This window comes from Streptomyces fuscichromogenes (assembly GCF_014645815.1).
In the GTDB taxonomy this organism is placed as follows: Bacteria; Actinomycetota; Actinomycetes; order Streptomycetales; family Streptomycetaceae; genus Streptomyces; species Streptomyces fuscichromogenes.
On record NZ_BMML01000005.1, the window covers coordinates 325,226 to 343,128 of the forward strand.

A 17,903-nucleotide genomic window follows, 5' to 3' on the forward strand; every position below is an offset into this window, starting at 1 on the left:
GCCCCTACTGGACGAACGCGTCGCACACCGCGTCGTACTTCCTGGTCCACCACACGGCGAGTGCCGAGGCGGCCGGGAACTGGGGGTCGGCCCGGGTGTCGCCGCGCTCGTAGTGCCAGCGCAGCATCCAGAAGTCGTTGAGCCGCTCCCACCACACGCGGTGCACGGCCGCCGCGAGCTCCGAGGGCGTGGCCCCGGCCGCGCGCCGGTACGCGCGCGCGTACGCGCGCACCTTCCGCAGGTCGAGCGCGCCCGCCGGGCGGACGAAGAAGATCACGGCGGCACGTACCGCCTCCTCCGCGCGGGGCTGCACGCCGAGCCGGTCCCAGTCGACGATCGCGGCGGGCGCGTCGTCCTTGTAGAGCAGGTTGAACGGGTGGAAGTCGCCGTGCACCCAGCCCACCGAGGCGCCGCGCGGCGGGCGCCGGCCGGCGTGCTGCTCCAGGAGCGCACGGCGTTCGAGCAGCCGGTGGCGGGCGAGTTCGTCGAAGGCGTCGGCGGGCCGGTGCCGGCTGACCTGGGCGAGCAGGTCGTCGATGAGCGCGTAGGTGTCGGCGGGGTCGGCGCTCTCGACGGGATGGGGGCTGGTGGCCGGGCGGGTGCGCCCCTTGGGGGGCATCACGCGCTCCAGGCAGGCGTGCACGGCGCCGAGCAGCGCGCCGAGCCTCGTGCACTCCCCGCGCGTGAGCTGGCCGCCGTGCCGGTGCCTGCCGTCGATCCAGGGGTGCAGTGCGTAGGCGTGGCCGCCGACGACGGCGACCGTACGGCCGTCGCGGTGGGCGAGGGGCGGCGCGACCGGGACGCCGAGGGCGGCCAGCCGCAGGGTGGCCAGATGACGTCGCTCGATGGCGGCCGGGTCGGCGGTGTCGGGGTCGAAGTGGTGCTTCAGGAAGTAGCGGCCGCGGGTGGTGCGGAGGCGGTAACCACGGTTGAGCAGGCCTTGTTCGACGGGCTCGCAGGTGAGCGCGGAACCGGCGGCGTACAGCCGGAGCAGGGCGCCCAGAGGGGGCGCGTGGGGCACGAGGGGGGGTAAGCATGAGCGCGGCACGCGCCAGATGCTAGGGCAAGCTTCAGCCCTGTGAGCTGGGCGTTGTCACAGACAGTCGCTGATGATCGCTTTCGGTCACGTGGTGAGCCATGGCGAATACAAGTGCGAAAGTTGAGCCCTGGAGACACGCCGTGAGGCGTAGGGTCGCGGCGCCGCGCTCGGCGCCCGGCGAGCAGACCGGACACCTCGATGTCTTCCCGTGGCCCCGGGTGGCGGGATAACGTGCCGTTGCTCCGGCCTCCTGCAAGGCTCTGACCAGCGACCTTCCGGCCCGCGTCGATTTACTAGGAAACCCAAGCAAAAAGTACTTGGATTTCCAAGCAAAAACGCAGGTCAGGAGGGGTTTCACAGAAATGTGAGGCACTGGGTAACGTGCTAGTTGCAGGGCGCTCGCCGGGGCACCTGTCACGCCTGTTCCCGGCCGAGTGGCACCCACCCCGTGCCACGGGTGTCGGAAGCAGGTGAGCCGCACTGGTTCACCCGGCAACCCCGGGGGCCGGACCGACGGAGGAGCACACGTGACCGTGGACAGCAGTGCCGCGAGCGAACCGCGACGCAGCGCCGCAGGCGAAGCCGGTACCACCGGCAGCAAGACCGGCACCAAGCGCACCACTCGCACCACCAGCCGCACCACCACGCGTACCACCACGCGCAGCACCACGAAGAAGAGCGCCGATCCCGAGCTCGTCCAGTTGCTGACCCCCGAGGGCAAGCGGGTCAAGAACGCCGAGTACGACGCGTACGTCGCCGGGATCACCCCCGAGGAGCTGCGCGGCCTGTACCGCGACATGGTGCTCACCCGCCGCTTCGACGCCGAGGCCACCGCCCTCCAGCGCCAGGGCGAGCTGGGCCTGTGGGCGTCCCTGCTCGGCCAGGAGGCCGCCCAGATCGGCTCCGGACGGGCCACCCGCGAGGACGACTACGTCTTCCCGACCTACCGCGAGCACGGCGTCGCCTGGTGCCGCGGGGTCGACCCGACCAACCTGCTGGGCATGTTCCGCGGCGTCAACCACGGCGGCTGGGACCCCAACACCAACAACTTCCACCTCTACACGATCGTCATCGGCTCCCAGACGCTGCACGCCACCGGCTACGCGATGGGCGTCGCCAAGGACGGCGCGGACAGCGCGGTGATCGCCTACTTCGGCGACGGCGCCTCCAGCCAGGGCGACGTCGCCGAGTCGTTCACCTTCTCCGCGGTCTACAACGCCCCGGTCGTGTTCTTCTGCCAGAACAACCAGTGGGCGATCTCCGAGCCCACCGAGAAGCAGACCCGCGTGCCGCTCTACCAGCGCGCCCGGGGCTTCGGCTTCCCCGGCGTCCGGGTCGACGGCAACGACGTGCTGGCCTGCCTCGCGGTCACCAAGTGGGCGCTGGAGCGCGCCCGCAGCGGCGAGGGCCCGACGCTGGTCGAGGCGTACACCTACCGGATGGGCGCCCACACCACCTCCGACGACCCGACCAAGTACCGGGCCGACGAGGAGCGCGAGGCCTGGGAGGCGAAGGACCCGATCCTGCGCCTGCGCCGGTACCTGGAGGCCGCAAACCACGCGGACGAGGGATTTTTCGCGGAACTCGAAGCCGAGTCCGAGGCGTTGGGCAGGCGAGTGCGCGAAGCGGTACGGGCCATGCCGGACCCGGACAACTTCGCCGTCTTCGAGAACGTGTACGCGGACGGGCACGCGCTCGTCGACGAGGAGCGAGCCCAGTTCGCCGCCTACCAGGCGTCGTTCGCGGACGTGGAGGGGGTCTGACCATGGCAGCGGAGAAGATGGCTCTGGCCAAGGCGATCAACGAGTCGCTGCGCCGCGCCCTGGAGTCGGACCCCAAGGTCCTCGTCATGGGCGAGGACGTCGGCAAGCTCGGCGGTGTCTTCCGGGTCACCGACGGCCTCCAGAAGGACTTCGGCGACAGCCGCGTCATCGACACCCCCCTCGCCGAGTCCGGCATCGTCGGCACCGCGATCGGCCTGGCGCTGCGCGGCTACCGCCCGGTGGTGGAGATCCAGTTCGACGGCTTCGTCTTCCCGGCGTACGACCAGATCGTCACCCAGCTCGCGAAGATGCACGCCCGCTCGCTGGGCAAGGTCAAGATGCCGGTCGTCGTCCGCATCCCCTACGGCGGCGGCATCGGCGCGGTCGAGCACCACTCCGAGTCCCCCGAAGCGCTCTTCGCGCACGTGGCGGGCCTGAAGATCGTCTCCCCGTCCAACCCCTCGGACGCCTACTGGATGATGCAGCAGGCCATCCAGAGCGACGACCCGGTGATCTTCTTCGAGCCCAAGCGGCGCTACTGGGACAAGGGCGAGGTCAACACCGAGGCCATCCCCGGCCCGCTGCACAAGGCCCGCGTGGTCCGCGAGGGCACCGACCTCACCCTCGCCGCCTACGGCCCGATGGTGAAGCTCTGCCAGGAGGCCGCCGACGCGGCCGCCGAGGAGGGCAAGTCGCTGGAGATCCTGGACCTGCGCTCGGTCTCCCCGATGGACTTCGACTCGATCCAGGCCTCGGTCGAGAAGACCCGCCGGCTGGTCGTGGTCCACGAGGCGCCGGTGTTCTTCGGTTCGGGCGCGGAGATCGCCGCCCGCATCACCGAGCGCTGCTTCTACCACCTGGAGGCCCCGGTCCTCAGGGTCGGCGGCTACCACGCCCCCTACCCGCCGGCCCGCCTGGAGGAGGAGTACCTACCGGGCCTTGACCGGGTGCTCGACGCCGTCGACCGTGCCCTGGCGTACTGAGGAGAGGGTCGTGACGACGATGACGGAAGCGTCCGTACGCGAGTTCAGGATGCCGGACGTGGGCGAGGGGCTCACCGAGGCCGAGATCCTCAAGTGGTACGTCCAGCCCGGCGACACGGTGACCGACGGCCAGGTGGTGTGCGAGGTCGAGACGGCGAAGGCGGCCGTCGAACTCCCCATCCCCTACGACGGCGTGGTCCGCGAGCTGCGCTTCGCCGAGGGCACCACGGTGGACGTGGGCACGGCGATCATCGCGGTGGACGTGGCGGGCGGGACGGCGGCCGACGAGCCCGCGGCGACCCCGGCTCCGGCCCCCGCTCCGGAGCCCGAGAAGAAGCCGGAGGGCCGCCAGCCGGTTCTCGTCGGCTACGGCGTGGCGGCCTCCTCCACCAAGCGCCGCCCGCGCAAGGGCCCGGAGGTCACGGTCGCCGAGGTGGCGGTGCGGTCCGTGGTCCAGCAGGAGCTGAACGGCCACGGCCCTGCTCCGGTTCCGACTTCGGTTCCCGCTCCGGCCCCGGTCCCGGCCGCGGAGGACCGCTCCCGCCCGCTGGCCAAGCCGCCGGTGCGCAAGCTGGCGAAGGATCTGGGCGTCGACCTGGCCACGGTGACCCCGTCCGGCCCGGACGGCGTCATCACCCGCGAGGACGTGCACGCGGCGGTGACGGCGGCGACCGCCGTTGCGACGACGGAGGTGCCGCAGCCGGCGGCCCCCGAGACCGCCGTGACCCCCGCCGTCGTCCCGCACGACACCGCCCGCGAGACGCGCGTCCCCGTCAAGGGCGTCCGCAAGGCGACGGCGGCGGCGATGGTCGGCTCGGCCTTCACGGCACCCCACGTCACGGAGTTCGTGACGGTGGACGTGACGCGCACGATGAAGCTGGTGGAGGAGCTGAAGCAGGACAAGGACCTGCAAGGCCTCCGGGTGAACCCGCTGCTCCTCATCGCCAAGGCGCTGCTGGTCGCCATCAGACGCAACCCGGACATCAACGCGTCCTGGGACGAGGCGAACCAGGAGATCGTGCTCAAGCACTACGTCAACCTGGGCATCGCCGCGGCCACCCCGCGCGGCCTGATCGTGCCGAACATCAAGGACGCCCACGCGAAGACGCTCCCGCAGCTGGCGGAGGCGCTCGGCGAACTGGTCGGCACGGCCAGGGACGGCAGGACGTCACCGACTGCGATGCAGGGCGGCACGGTGACCATCACCAACGTCGGCGTCTTCGGCATCGACACGGGCACGCCGATCCTCAACCCGGGCGAGGCGGCGATCCTCGCCGTCGGCGCGATCAAGCTCCAGCCCTGGGTCCACAAGGGCAAGGTGAAGCCCCGCCAGGTCACCACGCTGGCGCTCTCCTTCGACCACCGGTTGGTGGACGGCGAGCTGGGCTCGAAGGTGCTGGCGGACATCGCGGCGGTTCTGGAGCAGCCGAAGAGGTTGATCACCTGGGGGTGAGACCCCGGAGAATTGAGAGAAGGGCGAGAGAGCGACCTCCAGTCACTCTCTTGCCCTTCTCTGACCTGCGGTAATGCTGAGAGTGTAACTTCTGCTTACGGTCTCACGGACACTCTCGGCTTGAGGGGATAGCCTGAGACCGGGCGGCCGCAACTTCGTCTTGCGACCGCCCACTCACTGTCAGAGCTGGTTCAGCACGTAGACCGGCGCCCCTTCCTCCGTCCCACCCCGCGGGTGGATGCAGGCGTGCTTGCGCAGCAGCCGGAGACACTCGTTCACGCGGTGCACCGTCAGGCCGGTACGGGCGGCGATCGCTTCGAGCGGCTCGCGCAGCTCACCCTGCTCGACGAGGACCGGGGCGATGACGACGGCCACCGTCCATACGTCCTCGGTCACCGACAACCGCCGTCGCCAGTCGGCGAGTACGGACTCGGTGGTCGGCAGGGCCAGGGGCGGGCCGTACGGCCTACGCCGTTCGAGGACGAGTTCGTCGAGCCGATCGGCGATCCGTTCCATGGCCCGGACCATGGCCTGCTGCACGGCGAGCGTGCTCCTCTGCAACTCGATCAGTTCGCGCTGCCCGTTCGCCAGCTGCTCGTCCACCTGAAGGTTGTGCGCCTCAAGCCGGACGATGGCCTCGGCCACTTGCTCGGGCATGGCGTACGCGACGGGCGCGCCCGGTTCGGTCGGCTGCACCTCGGCCTCTTCGAGAGAGTAAGAACCCTCTCGCTGGACTGTCGCGATGACCTCCGCGACCCACTCTTTGAACGGCGCGCACGCGGGCTTCGTGCAGCCGTTGACGAGGATGATCAGGCCTTGGAGATCGATGAGATTCATGTCTCGACGCCAGTCCCGACCTGCGGGAACGCTGAGAGCGTAACCTCCAGTTACGCTCTCAATACACTCTCGGTGTTCTTCTGGAACGTGGTCGGCGAGAGCCTTCCGAGAGTTGGCGTACCCCAGTTCCTTGCACACATCCACAGCCGGAAACCAGTGCGTCCCGTCCGGCATGGTGAGCCGTCGTACCCGGGCCCCGGTCGCCGCGTACACGAAGTCGCTGATGTCGATGGCCTCGTGGCTGCCGGCGGGTTTCGCCTTCTTGCTGGGTTCGTTCATGTGAACCACCTCCGCTGCGGAAGCTAGGGCGGAGAAAATCGAATATGCCAGTCAAATGCCTTGATGTTCACGAATGCGAGGGAAGAACGGGAGTTCTGCTGCGTGCGGTCGCCGGGGTATGGCAAAAGGCCCGCCGCATGGGGTGCGGCGGGCCTTCTCGGTGCGAGGTGTGTCAGCTCGTCGCGAAGCCGTAGTTGAGGAGCTTCGTGGCGTCCGTCGCGCGCTGGGTGATGGAGGTGGAGGCGAGGACGGTGCCGATGACCGTCTTGCCGTTGCGGGTCGCGGCGAAGACCAGGCAGTACTTGGCCTCGGGGCCGGAACCGGTCTTGATGCCGATGGCACCGCTGTAGCTGGAGAGCAGCGTGTTGGTGTTGGTCCAGGCCGCCATGGTGCGGGTGGAGCCGGTCTTGGTGACCGTCTTCGCCGTGTAGCTCTTGGTCTTGACGACCGTGCGGAACGTGGCGTTCTTCATCGCGCTGCTGGCGATTTTCGTCAGGTCGCGCGGCGTCGAGTAGTTGTTGCCGTTGCCGATGCCGTCGAAGGAGTCGAAGTGCGTGTGGGTCAGGCCCAGGCTCTTCGCGGCGGTGTTCATCTTGGCGATGAAGTTGGCGACCCGCTTGGCGCGGGTGGTGCCGGTGCCGTACGTGTCGGCGAGCGCGTAGGCGGCATCGCAGCCGGAGGGCAGCATCAGCCCGTACATCAGCTGGCGGACGGTGACCTTGTCGCCGACGATCAGGTGCGCCTGGGAGGCGTTGTTGGCGACCACGTAGTCGCTGTACGCCTTCTGGATCGTCACCTTCTTGTCGAGGTTCAGGTTGGACTGCGCGAGCACGACCTTGGCGGTCATGATCTTCGTCGTGGAGCCGGTGGACAGCTCGGTGTCCGCCTTCTTCGTGTACAGCGTCTTGGCGGTCGCGTTGTTCATCACGTAGCCGCCCTTGGCCACGATCGTGGGCGCGGTGACGGCCTGCGCGGGAGCCGCGGTGAGGGCGCCGGTGGCGAGCATCGCGCCGGACGTGACGGCGACGGCGACGGCCCTGCGGAGGTTGGTGCCCTTAATACCGGTAATCAACTGAAATACCCCGAGTCGAGTCGAGTCGTAATGCCCCTGGCATGCGGCCGAGTTGGGGTTGCCAAAGCGGGTGGGGCCGCACGTGTGTGACACGTAAGTAGCACAGATGGTTGTGCGGTTGCTGAGAGCGATTTACATCACGTCCGGATGGTGGACGAACCGGCTCCTTGCGTACGTGTTGTATCTAAGCTGTAGGCATGAGCCTGGCCGTCAAACAGCCCCCCGCCGCCGACCGTGTCTACTCCCATGTCAAGCAGGGCGTCCTGGACCGCCACTACGAAGGCGGCACGCTTCTCACCGAGGGCGAACTGGCCGAGGCCGTCGGGGTGTCCCGCACCCCCGTCCGCGAGGCGCTGCTGCGCCTGGAGGTCGAGGGCCTGATCAGGCTCTACCCGAAGAAGGGCGCCATGGTGCTGCCGGTCTCCGCGCAGGAGATCGCGGACGTGGTGGAGACCCGGATGCTGGTGGAGGAGCACGCGGTGCGCAAGGCAGTGCCGGCCTCGGCGGGACTGGTGGCCCGGCTCCAGGAACTGCTCGACCGGCAGAAGGCCGAGGCCGCCGCCGGTGACCTGGCCGCGGCCGCCGTCACGGACCGCTGCTTCCACGCCGCGATCGTCCGCGACGGCGGCAACGAGATCCTCGCCCGCCTCTACGACCAGCTGCGCGACCGCCAGTTGCGGATGGGCGTCGCCATCATGCACGCGCACCCCGACCGCATCGCCAAGTCGCTGACCGAGCACGAGGAGATCCTGGACGCGCTGCGCGCCGGGGACGCCGACCGCGCGGTCGAGCTGGTGCACCGGCACGTCGACTGGTTCGCGCACCTGGCGCGGGGTGAGGTCCGATGAGCCGGGGCAGCGCGTCGTTGCCCGGTGATCCGCCGGGCGGCCGCCGGGCCGTCGCGGTCTGGGGCATCGGCGTCTCGGTCTACTTCGTCGCCGTCATCTTCCGTACGTCCCTCGGGGTCGCCGGCCTCGACGCCGCCGACCGCTTCCACGTGGGCGCCTCGGCGCTGTCCACGTTCTCGATCCTCCAGCTGCTGGTCTACGCCGGCATGCAGATACCTGTCGGCCTGCTGGTCGACCGACTCGGCACGAAGAAGATGCTGACCATCGGCGCGGTGCTGTTCACCGTCGGACAGGTGGGTTTCGCCTTCTCCCCGTCGTACGGCACCGCGCTCGCCTCGCGCGCGCTGCTCGGCTGCGGTGACGCGATGACGTTCATCAGCGTGCTGCGGCTCGGCACCCGCTGGTTCCCGGCCCGGCGCGGACCGCTCGTCGCCCAACTCGCCGGTCTGGTCGGCATGGCGGGCAACCTCGTCTCCACGCTGGTCCTGGCGCGGCTGCTGCACGGCATCGGCTGGACCCCGGCGTTCGCGGGCAGCGCGCTGGCCGGTGCGGTCGTCCTGGTCCTGGTGTCCCTGTTCCTGAAGGACCACCCCGAGGGGTACGAGCCGGCGCCCTTCCCGCACCAGGGGGCGGCGTACGTACGGAAGCAGATCGCCGCGTCCTGGCGGGAGCCGGGGACCCGGCTGGGCCTGTGGGTGCACTTCACCACCCAGTTCCCGGCGATGGTGTTCCTGCTGCTGTGGGGGCTGCCGTTCCTGGTCCGGGCGCAGGGGCTGTCCCGTGCCACGGCCGGGGAACTGCTGACCCTGGTCGTCCTCTCCAACATGGTGATCGGGCTCGTCTACGGCCAGATCGTCGCCCGGCACCACACGGCGCGGCTGCCGCTGGCGCTGGGCACGGTCGGGGCGACGGCCGTGGTGTGGGCGGCGACGCTGGCGTATCCGGCGGACCATGCGCCGATGTGGCTGCTGGTGGTGTTGTGCGCGGTGCTGGGGGCGTGCGGGCCGGCGTCGATGATCGGCTTCGACTTCGCGCGTCCCGCCAATCCGCCGGAGCGGCAGGGGACCGCGTCCGGGATCACCAACATGGGTGGTTTCGTGGCCTCGATGACGACGTTGTTCGTGGTGGGTGTGCTGCTGGATGCCACCGGCGACGACTACTCGGTGGCCTTCTCGTGCGTGTTCGTGCTCCAGGCGCTGGGGGTCAGTCAGATTCTGCGGTTGCGGGGGCGGGCGGTGCGGCGGGAGCGGGAGCGGTTGGTGGCGAGCCGGGTGGAGACGGTGCACGTGCCCGCGTGACTTCTTCGCCCACCCACGCACCACCCGTTCACCGTCGGCAGAGAAGCCGGGCGACCTGCGGGGGCGATCCCCGTCGGCGGCTTTCCGAGCGTACGAAGCACCCCGCCGGCCGACCGGGGCAGCGCCCTGCCGACCGACCGGGGCAGCGGTCCGCCCGGGTAGCGGTCCGCGAGCGAGCTGTCGAGACAGTGGCTGGCAGCGAGTCGTCGGGGCAGCGGACCGTCGGCGAGTTGGCGGGGCAGCGGACCGTCGGCGAGCCATTGGGGCAGCGAACCGTCGGCGAGCCGTCCGGGCAGTGGGTCGTCGAGACAGTGACTGGCAGCGAGGCCTCGGGGCAGCCGAGCGTCAGTGGGACGTCGGGGCCAGGGTCAGGTAGGTCAGGCCCAGGGTGCCTCGGTAGGTCAGCCAGGATGCGCGGTGGGTGTCGAGGCTTTCGCGGGTCTCCGGGGCCAGGGGGTGTCCGGGGTTGGCGGCCAGCCACAGCTCCCTGTCGGCCTGGTATGCCGACTCGAACTCCTCCCACTCGTCCGGGTTCGCCGTCTCGATCCACTCCGGGCGGAAGCCGGCGGCCACCGTCAGGTCGACCAGAGCGGCCAGGTCGTGGTGGTCGGTGACCGAGGCGCCCGGCCACATCCCGGCCAACTCCGCCTCCGTCGGGGTGCGCTGCCAGAAGCCCTCGCCGAGCAGGACGCGCCCGCCGTCGGCCACCAGCCGCCGCAGCTCCCGCAGGGCCGTCACCAGGTCGTCGCCCAGCGCCTGGCTCGCGCCGAGACACAGCACCACGTCGGCCGGGCCCCGCCCGGTGCCCACCGCGGACTCCTCCGCGAACTCCACCCGGTCGGCCAGTCCCCGCGCCCCGGCGGCACACCGTCCCCGTTCCAGGTCCACCGCGTTCACGTCCACCCCGACGCCACGTGCCTGCGGTACCGCCGCCAGCAGCCGGAGCATCAGCTCACCCCAGCCGCAGCCGATGTCCAGCACGCTGCCGGGACGCGTGGCCGCCAGCCGCCGTACCATCGCGGCCGCGCGGGCCTCGGAGAGCGGGCCGTGGAAGGTGAGCCGGCTGAGCCGGGGCGGCGTGGTCATGATGGGCAAGGTAGGCCGCGGCCACAGCCGTGGTACACCGAATGTGCGGCGCACCCTTTTCTTTCCCGATTTTTACTGCGTGACCGCGAAGTTCCGCAGGATCGCCGCCGTCAGTTCCTGGTCGCCCTCCGCCTTCACCCGGTCCGCGACCGCGTCCGGGGTGGTGCGGCCGCAGGCCAGGCGGACGTAGGTCTCCCAGTCGAGGGTGAAGATGGCGGCGGGGCCGAGCGCGGGGGTCGCCTCCAGGGTGCCGCGGCCCTGGATGTCGATGCGGATCGTGCGCAGGAACTCGACCGGACCGTGCACGTCGAAGATGACGGCCGAACTGCGCGGCGCGTTCGAGTCCTCCGCGACCACCCGGGGCAGTTCGCCGAGCAGTACGTCCCGGACGACCTGCGAGCCCGGCGAGTCGAGGTTGCCCGGCCGCCCGAGCGCCGCCCGCAGGTCCTGCTCGTGCACCCACACGTCGAACGCGCGGTTGCGCATGGCCGTTTCGAGGGTGATCTCCTTGCCCATCGGCCCCCGCACCAGGTGCCCCGGCTCCCGCGACTCGTTGCGCAGCTGGCGGTTGCGGCGGATGACCGTGTACTCCAGCTCCGAGGTCATCTCGGGCGCCGTGTGGTGGCGGCGGGCGTCGACCTGCATCTCCATGTAGCGCTGGTGCTCGTTGGTGATGTGGAAGAGGTCGCGCGGCAGGGAGTGGATGGGGCGCGGGTCGCCGAGCATCTCGGTGTCCAGGCCGATGACATGGGAGACCACGTCCCGCACCGACCAGCCCGGGCACGGTGTCCGCCGGTTCCACTCGCCCTCGACAAGCGGCGTCACCAGCTCGGATATCGCTTCGATGGAGTGGGTCCAAGCGTCGGCGTAGGGCTGGAGGGTGGGATGCAGACTCACGGAACGGGACCCCTCGGCGGTCGGTACTCGGGCAGGTGATGGCGGCGCTGCCAGTGGGCGATGGCTGCTGTCGGCGGGTGTCTTGAGACGCTAAGTTACGCTGCTGTGAGGCACCCCGGCAGTGCTTTCGTGTGACGATCGTAGGCCCGTGTGGACGGCTCGAATGCCAGGACGGTGGTAGTGTGCGCGCCTCGCTCATCCAGATCGATGTAAATGACGACGAATCGGTCGAATCTCGTCGGCAACGCGTGACCGCTCTGGTGCGCGAGCAGACGGATGCCGATCTCGTCGTACTGCCCGAACTGTGGACGACGGGCGCGTTCGCCTACGAGCGGTTCGCGACGGAGGCCGAGCCGCTCGAAGGCTCGACGTACGAGGCGATGGCGAAGGCGGCGAGCGACGCGGGCGTCTGGCTGCACGCCGGCTCGATCCCCGAGCGCGACCCGGAGGGTTCCCTCTACAACACGGCTCTCGTCTTCTCCCCCTCCGGTGAGCTGGCCGCGGCCTACCGCAAGATCCACCGCTTCGGCTTCGACCAGGGCGAGGCGGTACTGATGGGCGCGGGACGGGAACTGGTGACGGTCCGGCTGCCCGAGACCACGCTCGGCGTGGCCACCTGCTACGACCTCCGGTTCCCCGAGCTCTTCCGCGGACTCGTCGACGCCGGCGCCGAGACGCTGGTGCTCTCGGCGGGCTGGCCCGAGCGGCGACGCGCGCACTGGACGCTGCTGGCCCAGGCGCGGGCGGTCGAGAACCAGGCGTTCGTGCTCGCGTGTGGAACGGCCGGGACGCATGCCGGAGTTCCGCAGGCGGGTCACTCGATCGTGGTCGATCCGTGGGGCGAGGTGCTGGCCGAGGCGGGCGCCGACGAGGAGATCCTCACCGTCGACCTCGACCCGGCCAAGGTCGCCGCGACCCGCGAACAGTTCCCGGCTCTCAAGGACCGCCTCCTGGGCCTGGACCCCCCGCCGCACCGCTGACGCTCGTCCCCTGCTCGCTTCTCGCCCTCACCGCTCGCCACTACTCGTCCTCCTCCCGCTCCTTGTCGGCGAGGTGGATCACGCACACGGCCACCGCGATCAGCAGCGCCGGGTCCGCGTCGTCGCGGAGGACGTCGACGCCGTAGGTCTCCCGCACGTGCAGCCAGCGCCGGGAGATCACGGCCAGCAGTTCGCCGTCGTACTCGACGGCGAACTCCCGGTCGAGGATCTTGCCGCTGACGTCGAGTTCGGTGCCGTCGACCAGGCGGACCCGGTAGTGGTTGCGCAGGAGTGACAGCCGCTTGCGCCTGATGGTCGCCAGGGGTTCGCCCTCGCGTTCGAGCACCATCGTGTCGCGCAGGGCGAACATCTTCTGGTGGATGTCGACGAGCACCCGCCCGTGCCGGTCCTTCAGCTCGAACGTGTCGCGCACCCGCATGGCCTTGCCGTCGACGAGGAACACCTTGTCGCCGTGCTCGTCCTCGATCCAGTAGTCCTCGCCGAAGCCGAGGAGCCGGTCGCGTACCAGGAATCTCATGGGCTTAACGTTCCCCGGCGCGGCGGGATCATCACTGGACCGCGCAGGTGGCCGCGCGCACGAACCGCGTCCCCGGTCGGCCGGGCACTGGAATGCGGCGGACCGAAAGGCGTCCCGCAGGTGAACTCCCCATGTCTTCGGACAAGTTGCCCAACCCTTCGGGTGGGTGACGAGTCGGACGTTGGGCAAGGCGCACTGCTGTGAACGTCCCTTTCGGAGGTTTCGTCATGCTCTCTCGCCCTGACCGCCACCGGGTGATCCGAGCCGCCTCGGCGGCGGCGCTGGCCCTCGGCACGGCCCTGGCCCTGCCGCTCACCCTGGCCGGTACCGCCGGCGCCGCCACGGCGCCGGCCACCGCCTCGGTCAACCGGTACGACTGGCAGCTCACGTACCAGGCAGCCGCCGGGCAGACCAACAAGGCCACCATCACCGCGTCGCTCACCGCGGACCGCACGGGCATCACCTATGTGATCGAGGACGCCGTGTCCATCACCGCGGGCCATGACTGCGTCTACCCCGACACTTCGGACCACACGACGGTCTCCTGCACGGTCACCTTCGTCGACAGCCAGGACCCGTACGCCGCGCTCGTCGTGAACCTCGGCGACGGCAACGACATGATCGCCTACAGGAACTCCACCGACCAGATCTACTCCTACGCCCAGATCTCCCTGGGCCCCGGCAACGACCGGTCGGCCGACTACGGACGCCTCGACGGCGCCTACGTCTCCGGCGGCACGGGCAACGACACCATCACCGTGGGCAAGGAGGGTCTGGCCTGGGGCGACGACGGCAACGACACGATCAACGCGAGCGGCGGCGACAACATCGTCCAGGGCGGCAGGGGCAACGACGTGCTGCGCGGCGGAGCCGCGGGCCAGTACCTGTCCGGCGACGACGGCAACGACACCATCTACGGCGGAACCGGCAACGACTCGCTGTACGGCGGCAAGGGCAACGACGTCCTGTACGGCAACAGCGGGAACGACCACCTCTACGGCAACAGCGGCAACGACAGGCTGTACGGCGGCCCCGGCCGGGACACGCTCTCCGGCGGCCCCGGGACCGATGTGATCCACCAGGACTGACGGTCGGCCGCCCCTGGACGACCGGCGCGGGAGCGCCGCGGGGCTTGTCGGTCGGGGATGGCACTCTTGATTCATGAGCGAGTCATCCCCGGCCCCCACCCCGCGCCGTGCCCGTGTCCGTGCCCCCGAGCTGATCGGCAAGGGCGGCTGGCTGAACACGGGTGACAAGCAGTACACCCTCGCGGACCTGCGCGGACGCATCGTCATCCTGGACTTCTGGACGTTCTGCTGCATCAACTGCCTGCACGTCCTGGACGAGCTGCGTGAGCTGGAGGAGCGGCACCGGGACACGGTGGTGATCATCGGGGTGCACTCGCCGAAGTTCGTGCACGAGGCGGAGCATCAGGCGGTCGTCGACGCCGTGGAGCGGTACGGCGTCGGACACCCGGTGCTGGACGACCCGGAGCTCGCCACCTGGAAGCAGTACGCGGTCCGGGCCTGGCCGACGCTGGTCGTCGTCGACCCCGAGGGGTACGTCGTCGCCCAGCACGCCGGCGAGGGCCACGCGCACGCCATCGCGCGGCTGGTCGAGGAGCTGGAGGCGGAGCACGAGGCGAAGGGCACCCTGCGCCGCGGCGACGGCCCGTACGTGCCGCCGGAGCCGGAGCCGACCGCGCTGCGCTTCCCCGGCAAGGCCCTGCTGCTGCCCTCGGGGCACTTCCTGGTCAGCGACACCACCCGGCACCAGCTGGTGGAGCTGGCCGAGGACGCGGAGACGGTCGTACGGCGGATCGGCTCGGGCGCGCGCGGCTTCACCGACGGCACGGCGGACACCGCCTCCTTCAGCGAACCGCAGGGCCTCACGCTCCTCGGCGACGGCTCGGTGGCCGTCGCCGACACCGTCAACCACGCCCTGCGCCGCCTCGACCTCGCCACCGGTGAGGTCGGCACCCTCGCCGGCACCGGCCGCCAGTGGTGGCAGGGTTCCCCGACCTCAGGTCCGGCCCGCGAGATCGATCTCTCCTCGCCCTGGGACGTGGCCGTCTTCGGCGGCAAGGTGTGGATCGCCATGGCCGGCGTGCACCAGCTGTGGACGTACGACCCGGAGACCGCGAGGGTCGCCGTCGCCGCCGGCACCACCAACGAGGGACTGGTCGACGGGCCGGCGGCCGAGGCCTGGTTCGCGCAGCCGTCCGGCCTCGCGGCCACCGCCGACCGGCTCTGGCTCGCGGACTCCGAGACGAGCGCCCTGCGCTGGGTCGACCCGGACGGAGAGGTCCACACGGCCGTCGGCACCGGCCTCTTCGACTTCGGCCACCGGGACGGCGCGGCCGGCCAGGCCCTGTTCCAGCACCCGCTGGGCGTGACGGCCCTGCCCGACGGCTCGGTCGCGGTGTCCGACACCTACAACCACGCGCTGCGCCGCTACGACCCGGCGACCGGCGAGGTCACCACGCTGGCGACGGACCTGCGGGAGCCGAGCGACGCGGTGCTGGTCGGCGACGACATCGTGGTGGTCGAGTCGGCCCGCCACCGGCTGACCCGGCTGCGGCTGCCCGAGGAGGCGGTCCGGGTGGAGTCGGTCGCCCACCGCACCCGGCGCGCGGCGACCGAGGTGGCTCCGGGCAGACTCCGGCTGGACGTGGTCTTCCAGGCCCCGGCCGGCCAGAAGCTGGACACCCGCTACGGCCCGTCCACCCGCCTGCTGGTCTCGTCGACCCCGCCGGAGCTGCTGCTCAAGGGCGACGGCGCCGACACCGACCTGTCCAGGGAACTGGACCTGAACCCGGCGGTCCAGGAGGGCGTCCTGCACGTCTCGGCGATGGCCGCGTCCTGCGACGACGACGAGGCCAACGAGTACCCGGCCTGCCATGTGCACCAGCAGGACTGGGGAGTTCCGGTGCGACTTGTGGGGGGTGGGGCGAACCGACTTCCCCTGGTCCTGGCCGGGATGGATCAGGACGCCTAGCAACGGCGTCCCGTGAGGGGCGCGGGGCTACCGCCGTCGCGGAGCCAGCTTGAACACCGCCACCCCGGCCGCCACCAGCGTCGTGGCCGCCACCACCATCGCCATGCTGTTGATCCAGAGTCCGGTGGCGGCCAGGGTCGCCCCGCCCGCGCCGGTCGTGCCCACGCCGATCACTCTGCCGTACATCGTTCTTCTCCTATGAGGGTTGAGGGAAACTCACGTCGCCACCCACTTCTCCTCGCTGCGGCGCACCAGCCCCCACAGCGAGGTGAAGTAGACGGCGTGCTGGAAGAGGTCGTAGAGCATCTCCGGGATCATCACCGCGGCGACCAGGACGGCCTTGGGCCCGGCCCGCCGTACCGAGACGGTCTTCTCGACGACGAAGATCAGGCCGATCGCCGTCCAGAACGGCGACAGGCCCGGCCAGCCGTACAGCGAGGTGTACGTGGTCATGAAGGTCAGGTAGATCAGGAAGGAGAGCGCGCCGAAGCCCATCAGGAACTGCTGGAGGAAGTAGCGGGCGGTGACCCGGGTCCAGCCGTAGTCGCGGAGGTTCTCCAGCGCGCCGCGCTGCCACCGCAGCCGTTGGTGCCACAGCTTGGGCAGGGTGGGCATGACCTCGGTGGTGACCGCGCAGCCCGCCGGGGACATGGCCCGGTAGCCGAGGGTCTTGACCGCCTTGGTCATCTCGTCGTCCTCGGTGAGCGAGGCGAGGCTGTAGTAGCCGGTGCCGCCGCCGAGTTCGCCGGCGCGGCGGGCGGCACGCACCTCGCGCAGCACACGGGCGCGGAACATGGTGCCGGTGCCGGTGAGGACCTGGGCCCGGCCGCCGGTGCGCTCCAGCTCCCAGGCGTAGCGGTGGAACTCCATGCGCTGGAGCAGGCCGAGCAGGCCGCCGCCGTCCTCGCCGTAGAAGACCCCGCCGACCGCGCCGACCTTGCGGTTGAAGGTGGCGAGCGCGGTCTCCACGAACCAGGGGTTGAGGACGGTGTCGGCGTCCTGGACGAGCAGCAGGTCCCGGTCGTCCAGATGCGGCAGCACCCAGGCGATGGCCTGGTTGAGGGCACCGGCCTTCTTGTGGGTGTTGTCCTGGGTGGGGAAGACCTGGGCACCGTGGGCGACGGCGACGCCGGCCGTGTCGTCGGTGCAGTTGTCGGTGACGACGACGATCAGGTCGGGGCGCCGGGTCTGTTCCCAGAGGCCGTCGATCGCGTCGGCGATACGTTCCTGCTCGTTGTGGGCAGGGATCAGCACGGCCAGTCTGGGTCTGTCGCCCGGCTCCTCGCGGGCGGCGTGGGCACGGCGCGTGGCGTGACGGCGCACGGCTCGGTACCCCCTGTCGTGAAGACCGCGATGGATCCGGAAGTCGATATTCCGGACCTGCTGGCGATCCACAGTCTTCACGAAATCCGTACAACTCCGGTAGTTGAACGCTGTAACGGATTGCTCACGGTTGCCTGTGATGACCCTGTGGGTACCGCTCTGGCCCCTCTGGCCGCTCTGTCCGTTACATGCCGTACCCGTCGCCGTATCCGTCACGGCCGTGACGGTGCCGTTCCTCCTCGACCACGGCCGTCGGCGGCATGACGACCCGGCGGCGCCGGGCGATGCTGCTGAACGTGGCGACTCCGATGATGCCGACGGCCATCAGGATCAGGCCGACGACGTCGAGGTTGACGCCCTGCATGTGCCAGTCGGTCGCGAACGTGAGGATGGCCCCCACGGCGATGAGGATGATGCACCCGCCGAGCCCCATGAGCGTTGCCTCCCCTTCAGGTCCGGTGGTGTTACCGGTCCGGACCGGGTACCCAGGGGCGGGCGGGCCATGTCGAC

Annotated in this window: 17 protein-coding genes; 8 read left to right on the plus strand and 9 right to left on the minus strand. The window is 70.3% G+C overall.

The genetic code is table 11. The features are described from left to right. Positions 1-4 precede the first annotated feature (4 nt). Entirely contained in the window at positions 5-1,021 is a 1,017-nt protein-coding gene (locus tag IEZ11_RS13345) for a phosphotransferase (RefSeq protein WP_189262901.1), read from the minus strand. 545 nt (positions 1,022-1,566) lie between these two features. Between IEZ11_RS13345 and pdhA the strand changes: the two genes are divergently transcribed. Genes pdhA through IEZ11_RS13360 form a run of 3 tightly spaced genes read left to right on the plus strand, consistent with a single transcriptional unit; the run spans position 1,567 to position 5,238 of the window. Next, positions 1,567-2,802 (plus strand): pyruvate dehydrogenase (acetyl-transferring) E1 component subunit alpha, encoded by a 1,236-nt coding sequence (gene pdhA / locus IEZ11_RS13350; RefSeq protein ID WP_189262902.1) that lies wholly within the window; start codon positions 1,567-1,569, stop codon positions 2,800-2,802. 2 nt (positions 2,803-2,804) lie between these two features. Beyond that, on the plus strand, positions 2,805-3,785 hold the full coding sequence (locus IEZ11_RS13355) for an alpha-ketoacid dehydrogenase subunit beta (RefSeq protein WP_189262903.1): 981 nt from the start codon (positions 2,805-2,807) through the stop codon (positions 3,783-3,785). A 10-nt stretch (positions 3,786-3,795) separates the two neighbouring features. Beyond that, positions 3,796-5,238 (plus strand): dihydrolipoamide acetyltransferase family protein, encoded by a 1,443-nt coding sequence (locus IEZ11_RS13360; RefSeq protein WP_189262904.1) that lies wholly within the window; start codon positions 3,796-3,798, stop codon positions 5,236-5,238. Positions 5,239-5,418: 180 nt separating this feature from the next. On the opposite strand, the gene IEZ11_RS13365 is transcribed toward IEZ11_RS13360, so the two are convergent. After that, complete coding sequence (locus tag IEZ11_RS13365) at positions 5,419-6,354, minus strand: BRO-N domain-containing protein (protein ID WP_189262905.1); 936 nt, start codon at positions 6,352-6,354, stop codon at positions 5,419-5,421. 172 nt (positions 6,355-6,526) lie between these two features. Further along, positions 6,527-7,426 carry a D-alanyl-D-alanine carboxypeptidase family protein gene (locus IEZ11_RS13370; RefSeq protein WP_189262906.1) on the minus strand — a complete coding sequence of 300 codons (900 nt, stop codon included), beginning with the start codon at positions 7,424-7,426 and terminating at the stop codon, positions 6,527-6,529. Positions 7,427-7,623: 197 nt separating this feature from the next. On the opposite strand from IEZ11_RS13370, the gene IEZ11_RS13375 reads away from it, so the two are divergent. Next, positions 7,624-8,274, plus strand: coding sequence for a GntR family transcriptional regulator (locus IEZ11_RS13375; protein ID WP_189262907.1), 651 nt, complete (start codon positions 7,624-7,626; stop codon positions 8,272-8,274). Further along, on the plus strand, positions 8,271-9,572 hold the full coding sequence (locus tag IEZ11_RS13380; RefSeq protein WP_189262908.1) for an MFS transporter: 1,302 nt from the start codon (positions 8,271-8,273) through the stop codon (positions 9,570-9,572). The genes IEZ11_RS13375 and IEZ11_RS13380 overlap by 4 nt, the downstream gene beginning before the upstream one ends. Before the next feature lie 345 nt (positions 9,573-9,917). Here IEZ11_RS13380 and IEZ11_RS13385 read toward each other — a convergent pair whose 3' ends face one another. Beyond that, positions 9,918-10,658, minus strand: coding sequence for an SAM-dependent methyltransferase (locus IEZ11_RS13385; protein WP_189262909.1), 741 nt, complete (start codon positions 10,656-10,658; stop codon positions 9,918-9,920). A 72-nt stretch (positions 10,659-10,730) separates the two neighbouring features. Further along, positions 10,731-11,555 carry a maleylpyruvate isomerase family mycothiol-dependent enzyme gene (locus IEZ11_RS13390; protein WP_189262910.1) on the minus strand — a complete coding sequence of 275 codons (825 nt, stop codon included), beginning with the start codon at positions 11,553-11,555 and terminating at the stop codon, positions 10,731-10,733. Positions 11,556-11,737: 182 nt separating this feature from the next. Between IEZ11_RS13390 and IEZ11_RS13395 the strand changes: the two genes are divergently transcribed. Next, on the plus strand, positions 11,738-12,535 hold the full coding sequence (locus IEZ11_RS13395) for a carbon-nitrogen family hydrolase (RefSeq protein WP_189262911.1): 798 nt from the start codon (positions 11,738-11,740) through the stop codon (positions 12,533-12,535). Positions 12,536-12,575: 40 nt separating this feature from the next. Here IEZ11_RS13395 and IEZ11_RS13400 read toward each other — a convergent pair whose 3' ends face one another. Then, the gene (locus tag IEZ11_RS13400; RefSeq protein ID WP_189262912.1) at positions 12,576-13,073 is read right to left on the minus strand and encodes an LURP-one-related/scramblase family protein; all 498 of its coding nucleotides are present in this window, start codon (positions 13,071-13,073) and stop codon (positions 12,576-12,578) included. Between the two features lie 227 nt (positions 13,074-13,300). On the opposite strand from IEZ11_RS13400, the gene IEZ11_RS13405 reads away from it, so the two are divergent. Together IEZ11_RS13405 and IEZ11_RS13410 are read left to right on the plus strand one after the other, a co-directional pair. Next, positions 13,301-14,161 carry a calcium-binding protein gene (locus IEZ11_RS13405; RefSeq protein ID WP_189262913.1) on the plus strand — a complete coding sequence of 287 codons (861 nt, stop codon included), beginning with the start codon at positions 13,301-13,303 and terminating at the stop codon, positions 14,159-14,161. A gap of 73 nt (positions 14,162-14,234) precedes the next feature. Continuing rightward, positions 14,235-16,070, plus strand: a complete 1,836-nt coding sequence (locus IEZ11_RS13410; protein ID WP_189262914.1) for a thioredoxin-like domain-containing protein — start codon at positions 14,235-14,237, stop codon at positions 16,068-16,070. Positions 16,071-16,097: 27 nt separating this feature from the next. On the opposite strand, the gene IEZ11_RS13415 is transcribed toward IEZ11_RS13410, so the two are convergent. The 3 genes from IEZ11_RS13415 to IEZ11_RS13425 form a co-directional block, all read right to left on the minus strand. Next, the gene (locus tag IEZ11_RS13415; RefSeq protein WP_189262915.1) at positions 16,098-16,256 is read right to left on the minus strand and encodes a hypothetical protein; all 159 of its coding nucleotides are present in this window, start codon (positions 16,254-16,256) and stop codon (positions 16,098-16,100) included. 30 nt (positions 16,257-16,286) lie between these two features. Further along, the gene (locus IEZ11_RS13420) at positions 16,287-17,393 is read right to left on the minus strand and encodes a glycosyltransferase family 2 protein (RefSeq protein WP_229712993.1); all 1,107 of its coding nucleotides are present in this window, start codon (positions 17,391-17,393) and stop codon (positions 16,287-16,289) included. A 184-nt stretch (positions 17,394-17,577) separates the two neighbouring features. Further along, positions 17,578-17,826 (minus strand): DUF6458 family protein, encoded by a 249-nt coding sequence (locus IEZ11_RS13425; protein WP_189262916.1) that lies wholly within the window; start codon positions 17,824-17,826, stop codon positions 17,578-17,580. Positions 17,827-17,903: the final 77 nt, after the last annotated feature.